Consider the following 10,746-nt stretch of genomic DNA (forward strand, 5'->3'; position numbering starts at 1 on the left):
GCGGACGCCCACGCCGGCCGAGGCGGCCGCCGACTCCCGCGGTGCCGCGGCCGGATCCACGGGCCCGGACGCCCGTGAGTCCGAGGGTTCGGAGACGGGCGAGGACCTGACCATCGAGTCCCCGGATCCCGAGGGCCCCGCCGACCAGTCCGCCGAGTCCTCCCCGGCCGCGGGCAGCGCCGCGCCCGGCCCCGCTGCCGGTTCCGCGCCGCAGCCCTCCGATGACGCCGCGGGGGACGACACCGCGACGGGCGGTCAGACCTCGGACGGCAACACCACCGGCGCATGAGCCGATCCGACGCGTCGGCCCACCACCCGGCGCTCGAGATCTCCGCGTCGGCCCTCGAGGAGCTGGCCCCACTGGACGTCCACGCGCTGTACCGACTGCGCGTGGACGTCTTCGTGGCCGAGCAGGATTGCCCGTACGCCGAGATCGACGACGTCGACGCCGACCCGGGCACCACTCATCTCCTCGCGCGGGCGTCGAGCGGTGAGCTGGTGGCGACGCTGCGCGTCTTCGGGGACGACTCCGCCGACGGCCTCATGCACATCGGGCGCGTGTGTACGGCACCGTCCTGGCGGGGACGGGGGATCGCGGCCGGGCTGATCCGCCGGGCGTTGGAGCTGTGCGGTGACCGGCCGGTGGAGATCGGGGCCCAGGCCCACCTCGAGCAGTGGTACGAGCAGTTCGGATTCGTCCGGTGCGGGCCCGACTACCTCGACGGTCGGATCCCCCATCTGCCCATGCGACGCGACCTCCTAGGATGAGACCAGGCTCACCCTTCGATCCCTTCCGAGGACACACATGACGTCTGACGCCCCCTCCGTCCCGCTGGTCAAGGCTCTCCTCCCCGAGAGCGAGATGCCGACGCACTGGTACAACATCCAGGCCGACCTGCCCGAGGCGATGGCGCCCCACCTGCACCCCGGAACCAGGGAGCCGCTCGGTCCCGAGGACCTGGCGCCCCTGTTCCCGATGGCGCTCATCGAGCAGGAGGTGACCGGTGAGCGGTACGTCGAGATCCCCGAGGCGGTCCGGGAGATCTACCGGCTGTGGCGGCCGTCGCCGCTCATCCGTGCACGGCGCCTCGAGAAGGCGCTGGGCACCTCCGCCCGCATCTACTACAAGTACGAGGGCACCAGCCCCGTCGGTTCGCACAAACCGAACACCGCGGTCGCGCAGGCGTACTACAACGCCGCGGAGGGCATCACCAGGCTGACCACCGAGACCGGCGCCGGCCAGTGGGGTGCGTCGCTGGCGTTCGCCGGGCAGGCCTTCGGCATCGAGGTCGAGGTGTGGCAGGTCAAGGCCTCCTTCCATTCCAAGCCGTACCGGCGCATGCTCATGGAGACCTTCGGGGCGTCCGTGCACCCGAGCCCGTCCGACCTCACCGAGGCCGGTCGCGCGTTCCTCGCCAAGGACCCCGACACCCCCGGCTCTCTCGGTATGGCCGTGTCCGAGGCCGTCGAGGTGGCCGCCGCGGATCCCGAGGCCCGTTACTCCCTGGGCTCGGTGCTCAACCACGTGTGCCTGCACCAGACAGTGATCGGCGAAGAGGCCATCAAGCAGCTGGCGATGTTCGGCGAGGGCGCTCCGGACTACGTCTACGGCTGCGCCGGCGGTGGCTCCAACCTCGCCGGGCTGGCGTTCCCGTTCATCCGGGAGAACCTCGCCGGCGCCGCGACCCGGATCGTCGCGGTCGAGCCCACGGCCTGCCCGTCGCTGACGGAGGGCGAGTTCCGCTACGACCACGGTGACGTCGCGGGCCTGACCCCGCTGATGAAGATGTACACCCTCGGCCAGGACTTCGTCCCGGATCCCATCCACTCCGGCGGCCTGCGCTACCACGGCATGGCACCGCTGGTGAGCCACGTCAAGCACCTCGGCCTGCTCGACTCGATGGCGGTGGAGCAGAACGTCGCGTTCGCGGCCGGCGTCGAGTTCGCCAAGGCGGAGGGCATCGTGCCCGCCCCCGAGTCGACCCACGCGCTGGCCGGCGCCATGGCGAAGGCCCGCGAGCACACCGGCGAGGCCGGCACCGGGCCGTCGATCGTGATCGGCCTGTCCGGTCACGGCTTCCTCGACCTGCCCGCGTACGAGTCGTTCGTCCGCGGCGAGCTGGGCTGACGCGCCGGACGGGGCCCGCGCCCCACACCAGACCACCAATCACGTTCCCTACCCTCGATAAAGGAGCCCCCAATTGACCAAGACCATCGAGTTCACCGATCGGGTCGCGATCGTCACCGGTGCGGCCGGCGGCCTGGGCCGCGCGTACGCCCTCGCGCTGGCCGAGCGTGGTGCCAAGGTCGTCGTCAACGACCTCGGCGGCGATGTCCGCGGTGAGGGCGGGTCGCCGTCGCTAGCGCAGCAGGTCGTCGAGGAGATCACCGCGGCCGGCGGCGAGGCGATCGTGGACGGCAGCGACATCACCGACGAGGCCGCCGTCGAGGCCATGGTGTCGACGGTCATGGAGAAGTGGGGCCGGATCGACATCCTCATCAACAACGCCGGCATCCTGCGCGACAAGTCCTTCGCCAAGATGGAGCCGGCGGACTTCCGCAAGGTCGTCGAGGTCCACCTCATGGGCTCGGTGAACTGCACCAAGGCGGTCTGGCCGCACATGGCCGAGGCGGGCTACGGCCGCATCCTCATGACCACGTCCTCCTCGGGCATCTACGGCAACTTCGGCCAGGCCAACTACGCCGCGGCCAAGTCGGGGCTGGTCGGCCTGATGAACGTCCTGGCCATCGAGGGCGAGAAGAAGAACATCAAGGTCAACTCCATCGCTCCGACGGCCGCGACCCGCATGACCGAGGACCTGCTGCCCCAGCGGGTGCTGGACATCATGGGCCCCGAGACCATCGCGCCGGGCGCGCTCTTCATGGTCAGCGAGGACGCCCCCACCAAGACGATCCTCGGCGCCGGCGCCGGCGTGTTCGCGGTGTCGCAGATGGTCGAGAGCCGTGGCGTCTACCTGCCCGAGGGTGCGCGGACCCCCGAGGTGGTGGCCGAGCGCTGGGCCGAGATCGCCGACGTCACCGACGCCAACCCCCTCGAGGGCGCCTTCGAGCAGACCTCGAAGTACGCCGCCCTGGCCGCCCGCGAGCTCGGCCTGCACCTGGAGAGCTGACCGGCCGCGGCGGCCGGGCGGCACGGATGACGCCGGCGGCCGGCCGCGGGTCACTCCTGGTCGGCGAACTGCGTCTCGTACAGCTCCGCGTACCGCCCGCCGCCCACGAGGAGCTCGGCGTGCGTACCCGACTCCACCACGCGCCCCGACTCCAGGACGAGGATGCGGTCCGCGGCCCGGACGGTCGACAGTCGGTGCGCGATCACCAGCGACGTCCGGTCGGACATCGCCTCCGTCAGCGCCTCCTGGACCGCGGACTCGTTGGTCGAGTCCAGCGCGCTCGTCGCCTCGTCCAACACCACGACCGACGGCTCCGCGATGAGCAGCCGCGCGATGGTCAGGCGCTGACGCTCTCCGCCCGACAGCCGGTACCCGCGGTCCCCGATGACCGTGTCGAGGCCGTCGGGCAGCGACGCGACCAGGCCTTCGAGCCGGGACCGGCGCAGCGCGTCCCACACGAGATCGTCGGTGACCTCCGGGCGCGCGAAGGTGAGGTTCGCGCGGATCGTGTCGTGGAAGAGGTGGCCGTCCTGGGTGACCATGCCGACCGTCCGACGGAGCGACGACGACGTGACGTCACGCACGTCCAGGCCCGCGACACGCACCGCGCCCGAGTCGACGTCGTACAGGCGGGGCAAGAGCGACGCGATGGTCGACTTCCCGGCTCCCGACGACCCGACGAGCGCCACCATCTCGCCCGGCGCGGCGCGGAACGAGATCCCGTGCAGCACCTCCTGCCCGCCGCGGGTGTCGAGGACCGCGACCTCCTCCAGCGAGGCCAGCGAAATCTTGTCCGCCGAGGGGTAGGAGAAGTGGACGTCGTCGAACTCGATGGTCGCCGGGCCCTCGGGGATGTCGACGGCGTCGGGGGCGTCGGATATAAGGGGCTCCAGGTCGAGGACCTCGAAGACCCGCTCGAAGCTGACGATGGCCGTGACGATGTCCATCGGTGCGTTGGCCAGCGCCGTCAACGGGCCGTAGAGACGGGTGAGCAGTAGCGCCAGCGCGACCACCGACCCGGCGTCCAGCCCGCCGTTGAGGGCGAACCACCCGCCCAGCCCGTAGACCAGCGCCAGGGCGAGAGTGGACACGAGCGTGAGCGAGTTCATGAACACGCTCATCAACAAGGCGGTGCGCACCCCGATGCCGCGGACCCGCCCGGCGCGTGCCGCGAACTCCGCCGACTCCGCGGAGGGCCGGCCGAAGAGCTTCACCAGGGTCGCGCCACCGGCGTTGAAGCGCTCTGTCATCTGGTCGTTCATCGACGCGTTGAGGTCCGAGGCCTCGCGACGGAGCCGGGCCAGACGCTTACCGACGTACCGGGCGGGGAACAGGAAGATCGGCAGCAGGAGGACCGACAGCACGGTGAGCTGCCAGTTGATGCCGGCCATCACCGCCAGGGTGAGGACCAGCTGCACCAGATTGGACACGACCCCGGAGAGGGTGTCGGAGAAGGCCCGTTGGGCACCCATGACGTCGTTGTTGAGGCGACTGACCAGGGCGCCGGTGCGGGTCCGCATGAAGAACGCGACCGGCATCGTCTGCACGTGGTCGAACACCGCGCGACGCAGGTCGAGGATCAGGCCCTCGCCGATCCGGGCCGACCACAGCCGGGTGAACACGGCCGCCACCGCCTCGACGACGCCGATCGCGGCGATGAGGACCGCGAGCCCGACGACCACGTGGACCGGCGAGGCCTCGACGATCGCGGTCACCACCCGGCCCGCGAGCACGGGGGTCAGGACCGCCAGCGACGCCCCGAAGACGGAGAGGATGAGGAAGACGACGATCCGCCGGGTGTGGGGGCGCGCGAACTGCCCGATCCGGCGGAAGTTCTCGCGGGTGAAGACACTCCGGTCGAGCGAGATGCCGTTGTTCTCGGCCCGGTACAGCGTCCGCATGGCGGCCATGTGCATGGACAAGCCGGGCCACTCCTCTCACGCCGGTCGAGGGGTGTACCGACGACACCTCCGTACAACCCGGCCGGTGCCCGACCTATTCCGGCCCGGGTCGGAGATCGCGGGTCCTCGTCGTCGTCATCATCGAGGCCTTCTGGACAAAGACCGACGGTATGTCTAGACACGGCGCGGGTTTTTGTCTAATGTCGGGTGCAACACAGTGGCATATGCCACAAAAAGTTGATTCGGAGGTCGTCAGCGATGTCCAGCACCGAGTACATCCGGCCCACGGACGGGGCCGATGAGCACGAGGCGCCTCACGCGCATCATGACCATCACGGACACGACCATCACGGCCACGAACACGCGGACGTCGAGCCGTACGCGTGGACCGACGCCAAGCGCTACCTGTGGCTGCTCGGAGTGATCCCCGCGATGGGCCTGTTCCTCTCCATGCCGTTCGTCGCCGGCTTCAACGCCCTCGGCTGGGAGATCCCCGCGACCATCGCGTGGTTCCTGCTGCCGTTCCTCGTCTACGTCGCCATCCCGCTCGGCGACCTGGCGATCGGCGCCGACGGGGAGAACCCGCCGGACGAGGTCATGGACAAGCTCGAGGCCGATCCGTTCTACCGGTGGTGCACCTACCTGTACATCCCGTTCCAGTACGCCTCGCTCATCGCCGCCTGCTACCTCTGGACCGCCGACGACCTGTCGTGGCTGGGTTACGACGGCGGCCTGGGCGTCGCCGCCTCCATCGGCGTCGCCTGGACCGTGGCCATCACCGGCGGCATCGGCATCAACACCGCCCACGAGCTCGGCCACAAGATCGCCGGCAGCGAGAAGTGGCTGTCCAAGGTCGCGCTCGCCACCACCGGTTACGGCCACTTCTTCATCGAGCACAACCGCGGCCACCACGCGCGCGTCGCCACTCCGGAGGACCCCGCCAGCTCCCGCTTCGGAGAGTCCTTCTGGGCGTTCCTGCCGCGCAGCGTCGTGGGCTCGCTCCGCTCGGCGTGGTCACTCGAGTCCGAGCGTCTCGGCCGCCTGGGCAAGAGCCCGTGGACCCTCCGCAACGACAACCTCAACGCCTGGCTCATGACCGTCGTGCTGTTCGGCGCGCTCATCGCGATCTTCGGGTGGGAGGTCGCCCCCTGGCTGATCGTGCAGGCGATCTTCGGGTTCTCCCTGCTCGAGGTCGTCAACTACCTCGAGCACTACGGACTGCTCCGCCAGAAGACCTCGGCCGGTCGGTACCAGCGCTGCCGCCCCGAGCACTCCTGGAACTCCGATCACCTGGTGACCAACATCTTCCTGTACCACCTGCAGCGCCACTCGGACCACCACGCCAATCCGATGCGCCGCTACCAGATGCTGCGCAGCTTCGAGCAGGCCCCGCAGCTGCCGTCCGGGTACGCGACCATGATGGTCATCGCCTACATCCCGCCGCTGTGGCGGAAGGTCATGGACAAGCGCGTCCTCGACCACTACGACGGCGACATCACCCGCGCGAACATCCAACCGTCCAAGCGGGAGAAGATCCTCGCCCGCTACGGGGCCGGCTCGACCGCGGTGGCGGAGAAGGTCATCGCTGACACCGACATCGCGACCGACCAGACCTCGCCCACCGGTGAGTACGTGTGCCCCAACTGCGGGAACCATTACTCCGAGGCCGCCGGCCTCCCGCGCGAGGGCTTCCCGCCCGGCACCCCGTGGTCGGCCATCCCCGACTCCTGGCAGTGTTCGGACTGCGGCGTGCGCGACAAGGTCGACTTCCTGCCGGTGAAGTGACCCCCGCGTACGGGGTGGGAACCCGGCCCTCCCCCGCCCGGAACCGGGTATCCGCAACAATGGACACCATGCCCCGTCACCGCCAGACCAGTGACCGACCCTCCCCCGGGGACGCCCGCGGGGAGCGTCGGCCGCTCCGCAGCACCGTGTTCGAGGCCATGCACGAGCTCCTCGGCTCGCGCGACTGGTCCGCGGTCACCATGTCCGACGTCGCCAAGGCCGCCGGACTGAGTCGGCAGACCCTCTACAGCACGTTCGGCAACCGGCAGGGTCTGGCGCAGGCGTACGCGCTGCAACTGTCCGAGACGTTCGCCGGTGAGATCCGCGACTCCATCATCCGGTATCCCGGGCAGATCGAGACCGCGCTGCGTGAGGGCATCAACGGCTTCCTGCTCTCCAGCCAGCGCGACCCGCTCATCCGGGCCCTGCTCACCGGGGACATCAAGCCGGAGCTGCTGCGGCTCATCACCACCGAGGCCGGCCCGCTCATCGAGCGGGCCACCGAGGTGCTCACCCCCGCCCTCGCCGAGAGCTGGATGGGGATCGAGGAGTCGCAGGCCCGGTTGGCGGCCTCCATCATCGCCCGCATCGGCATCAGCTTCGTCTCGCTCCCGCCCGAGGACCCCGACCAGCTGGCCTCCGGTCTGACCGAGGTCATCGCGCCGTACCTGCAGAAGGTCGTCCAGGTCGACCTCCCGGGCTGAGGGCCCGGTGCCCTATGCCCCGTCGCCGAGCATCGACTCGGTGCCCGGCTGACCCGGGACCGGCACACTCGCCTCGAGGAACAGGCCACGCGCCTCCACGCACAAGCGCTCGCCGGCGTGGATCGTCGCGTGCGTCCACGTCTTGCGGCCCTCGCGCTCCTGGACCCACGCGCGGAACGACAGCGGCTCGAGCAGCGGGGTGGGCGACCGGTAGTCGATCTCGTAGTGCGCGGTCATCCCGAAGCGGCCGCCCCAGTGGTTGGCGAACCCCATCATGTGGTCGATGATCAGGGCGCTGATACCCCCGTGGACACACCCGGGAGGGCCCTGGTAGACGGGGCCCAGCGTCACCTCGGCCCGCACCGAGCCGTCATCGCAGCCGTAGAACTGCACCGGCGGGGCGAGCGGGTTCTCCGGCCCGGCGACCGGGTTCGACCGGCGGGTGCCCGCGCCCGTCCACATGATCTCCAGCCGCTTCGCCGGCGACGGGACACGCGGTTCGAGCAGGTCAGCCACCTCGGCCAGGCGGTCGGCGATGTCCCCGAGCTCGACCTCCGAGTGCGCCAACGCCGCTGTCGCCTCACGGAGCCGACGCAGCTCGGCCACCGCACGATCGAGGTCGGGATCCGCCGGCGGCAACTCCGGGGTGGGGATCGGCTCGAACGTCTCGCCCAGTCGCTTCCGCGCCGCCTCGAGGGAGAAATCCTCGTTCGGACCCAGCTTCGGCAGGGGCACGCCGCCGAATCCGGGACTATCGCTCTGTTTAGTCATACTCTTAGGGTATGTCGACACCTGTCAATCCGAAGCCGTTCGATCCTGCTACCTATGGCCCCTGGGCCCTCGTCGTGGGCGGAAGTGAGGGCGTGGGCGCCGAGATCGCCTTCCGCCTCGCCGATCAGGGGGTCTCCTCCGTCCTCGTCGCCCGCAAGACCGGGCCCCTCGAGGAGACCGCCGAGGCCGTGCGCGCCAAGGGAGTCGAGTGCCGGACCCTGTCCGTCGACCTCACCGAGCCCGGTGCCACCGAGGGCATCGCCGCGGCCTGCGAGGGCCTCGACCTCGGCCTGATCGTGCTCAACGCCGGCGCCAACACCTACGGCTCCGAGTTCGTCGAGTCGGATATGGACAAGGTCCAGAAGGTCATCGACCTCAACATCACCTCGCCGATGCAGATCATCCGTCAGTTCGGCCCCGGCCTCAAGGCCCGCGGTCGCGGCGGCATCGTGGTGATGGGCTCGATGGCCGGCTACCTCGGTCACGCCGACATGAGCGTCTACTCCGCGGCGAAGGCGTTCAGCCGCGTCTTCGTCGAGGGCCTGTGGCTGGAGATGCGCGAGTACGGCGTCGACGTCGTCGAGGTCATCCTCGGCGTCGTCCGCACCCCCGCGATGGTGCGCGCCGGCCTGGACATGGATCTGCCCGGCTTCACCGTCAGCGAGCCCGAGGAGGTCGCCGAGGAGGTCCTGGCGTCCATCGGCAACGGGCCGATCCACGTCTGTGGCGGCGAGAACAACCGCAAGGGCGTCGAGTTCTCGTCCGGCGTCGACCGCGGCCGGATCGTGGCCGGCTCCCACAAGCGGATGAAGGCCCTCCGCGGGAACTGACCTCCGGGTCCCGGGCGCGCCCCGGGGTCACCGGCGCGGGGACATCCGCACCGGTGGGCCCGGGGCGCGCTGCTGTGTCGGGAAGGGCGCGCCGGTCGGGGCCTCGGTCAGCCCTCGATGGGCTTGCTCTGGTCCCCGTCGAGCATCCAACGCGGCGTGACGAACATGCCCGTGACCGACGCGCACAGCGTGTCCCCGGCGTGCAGCGTGCCCGTGCACCACAGCTTGCGCCCGTCCACCCGGTCCTGGCGGGCCTCGAACCGGAGGGGCGTGTCCAGCGGGGTGGGGGCGACGTAGGTGACCTGCAGGTCCACCGTCATCCCGATGTGCTCAGCCGCGGCGTTGGCCAGGCCGAGCATCTCGTCGAACAGCATCGCCACCACGCCGCCGTGCACGCATCCGGGCGGGCCCTGGAACTCCACCCCGAGCGTGAGGTCAGCGCGGACCGTGCCATCGGGGAAGACGACCGCCTCGAGGGGCGGGGCGGCCGGGTTGCGCGAGCCGATCACCGGGTTGGAGGCGATGTGCTCGGGCACGCCCCACGAGTCGTACTCGGCCGGCGGGTGGGACGTCGCGGCACTCTCGATGCGGTCGGCCAGCTCGCGGGCCAGCTCGATCTCCGCGGACAGGTCCTCGAAGTCCGCGCCGGAGACGAGGCCGCGGATGCGCCTCAGCTGGCGGGCGAGCTCGGTGGCGCCGGAGGCGTGGTCGGGCTGGTCGAGGAAGGTCTGGGCGGAGAGGGCTTCCCCGGAATCTGGCTGTTCGGTCACGCCGTGTGACGTTACTCCGCGGTCGGGCGCCGCCCGCCGCGGCCCGGCGTCAGGCCGACGTCCCGTCCTCGTCCCGGTGCTGCTGGTACTCGGCGACCCACTGCTCGGGCATGACGAACAACCCCTCCGCGGTGGCGCACAGGCGATCACCGTGGTGGATGGCGCCCTGGGACCACACCTTGCGACCATCCACCCGGACCTGGCGTCCCGTGATCACGATCGGCTCGAGGATGGGGGTGGGGCTCCGGTAGTCCAGGTCGAGGTACATCGTCATCCCCGTGGTCCCGGCGTGGTGGTTGGCCCGACCCAGCACCGCGTCGAACATCAGGGCCACGATCCCGCCGTGCACACACCCCGGCGGGCCCTGGTACTCCAGCCCCAGGGTGACCTCGGACCGGACGGTGCCGTCGTCGAGCAGCTCGAACTCCGCCGGCGGCGCCAGGACGTTGGACCGCCCGATCACCGGGCAGTTGGGGACGTAGCGGCGCTCCCGCCAACTGACCTCCTGCCGGTGCTCCGGGCTCGCCGACGCGGCCTCGAGCGTGTCCGCCACCTCGCGGAGCCGGGCGGTCAGCGGGCCCAGGTCGGTGTCGAAGATCCCGCCGGTCGTCAGCGCGCGGATCCGGCGGACCTGCTCGACCAGGGCGAAGAGGCCCGCCTCGTCGTCGTCCATCCGATCGACAGCGCGACCACCGCCGCGCGCGGGGTCCAACGGACCCAGGTCGATCTCCGGCCGGTCCCGTCGTACGACGGCGACCTGCCCGCTCACGCCTGCACCGACCCGACGGCGTCCGCGGCGGCCGACGCGCCGTCGGTACCGGCCGCACCGGTAGCCCCCGCCGCGCCCCGGCCCG

At 70.7% G+C, this 10,746-nt stretch carries 10 protein-coding genes and 1 pseudogene; 7 read left to right on the top strand and 4 right to left on the bottom strand.

Annotated features, from left to right (window positions below):
- From HMPREF3086_RS12630 to HMPREF3086_RS12645, 4 genes and pseudogenes are all read left to right on the top strand, one after another.
- Positions 1-289 (top strand): annotated as a pseudogene (locus HMPREF3086_RS12630) (hypothetical protein); the annotation flags it as partial.
- Positions 286-768 (top strand): GNAT family N-acetyltransferase, encoded by a 483-nt coding sequence (locus HMPREF3086_RS12635; protein WP_070722203.1) that lies wholly within the window; start codon positions 286-288, stop codon positions 766-768. The pseudogene HMPREF3086_RS12630 and the gene HMPREF3086_RS12635, both read left to right, overlap by 4 nt.
- A 37-nt stretch (positions 769-805) precedes the next feature.
- The gene (locus HMPREF3086_RS12640; RefSeq protein ID WP_070722205.1) at positions 806-2,128 is read left to right on the top strand and encodes a TrpB-like pyridoxal phosphate-dependent enzyme; all 1,323 of its coding nucleotides are present in this window, start codon (positions 806-808) and stop codon (positions 2,126-2,128) included.
- A 73-nt stretch (positions 2,129-2,201) separates the two neighbouring features.
- Positions 2,202-3,131, top strand: coding sequence for an SDR family NAD(P)-dependent oxidoreductase (locus HMPREF3086_RS12645; RefSeq protein WP_007626906.1), 930 nt, complete (start codon positions 2,202-2,204; stop codon positions 3,129-3,131).
- Positions 3,132-3,181: 50 nt separating this feature from the next.
- On the opposite strand, the gene HMPREF3086_RS12650 is transcribed toward HMPREF3086_RS12645, so the two are convergent.
- On the bottom strand, positions 3,182-5,053 hold the full coding sequence (locus HMPREF3086_RS12650; protein ID WP_083324437.1) for an ABC transporter ATP-binding protein: 1,872 nt from the start codon (positions 5,051-5,053) through the stop codon (positions 3,182-3,184).
- A 237-nt stretch (positions 5,054-5,290) separates the two neighbouring features.
- On the opposite strand from HMPREF3086_RS12650, the gene HMPREF3086_RS19815 reads away from it, so the two are divergent.
- Positions 5,291-6,817: a fatty acid desaturase gene (locus tag HMPREF3086_RS19815; RefSeq protein WP_070722207.1), complete on the top strand. Its 1,527-nt coding sequence runs from the start codon at positions 5,291-5,293 to the stop codon at positions 6,815-6,817.
- Between the two features lie 68 nt (positions 6,818-6,885).
- Positions 6,886-7,521 (top strand): TetR/AcrR family transcriptional regulator, encoded by a 636-nt coding sequence (locus HMPREF3086_RS12660; RefSeq protein WP_246830987.1) that lies wholly within the window; start codon positions 6,886-6,888, stop codon positions 7,519-7,521.
- Between the two features lie 12 nt (positions 7,522-7,533).
- On the opposite strand, the gene HMPREF3086_RS12665 is transcribed toward HMPREF3086_RS12660, so the two are convergent.
- Positions 7,534-8,292, bottom strand: coding sequence for a PaaI family thioesterase (locus tag HMPREF3086_RS12665; protein ID WP_083324438.1), 759 nt, complete (start codon positions 8,290-8,292; stop codon positions 7,534-7,536).
- A gap of 11 nt (positions 8,293-8,303) precedes the next feature.
- Here HMPREF3086_RS12665 and HMPREF3086_RS12670 point away from each other — a divergent pair, with 11 nt between their 5' ends.
- Complete coding sequence (locus tag HMPREF3086_RS12670; RefSeq protein WP_070722211.1) at positions 8,304-9,122, top strand: SDR family NAD(P)-dependent oxidoreductase; 819 nt, start codon at positions 8,304-8,306, stop codon at positions 9,120-9,122.
- Between the two features lie 107 nt (positions 9,123-9,229).
- Here HMPREF3086_RS12670 and HMPREF3086_RS12675 read toward each other — a convergent pair whose 3' ends face one another.
- Both HMPREF3086_RS12675 and HMPREF3086_RS12680 read right to left on the bottom strand, forming a co-directional pair.
- Positions 9,230-9,892 carry a PaaI family thioesterase gene (locus tag HMPREF3086_RS12675; protein WP_070722214.1) on the bottom strand — a complete coding sequence of 221 codons (663 nt, stop codon included), beginning with the start codon at positions 9,890-9,892 and terminating at the stop codon, positions 9,230-9,232.
- Between the two features lie 49 nt (positions 9,893-9,941).
- The gene (locus HMPREF3086_RS12680) at positions 9,942-10,661 is read right to left on the bottom strand and encodes a PaaI family thioesterase (RefSeq protein ID WP_070722216.1); all 720 of its coding nucleotides are present in this window, start codon (positions 10,659-10,661) and stop codon (positions 9,942-9,944) included.
- Positions 10,662-10,746: the final 85 nt, after the last annotated feature.

This window comes from Dietzia sp. HMSC21D01, assembly GCF_001815995.1.
GTDB lineage: Bacteria > Actinomycetota > Actinomycetes > Mycobacteriales > Mycobacteriaceae > Dietzia > Dietzia cinnamea.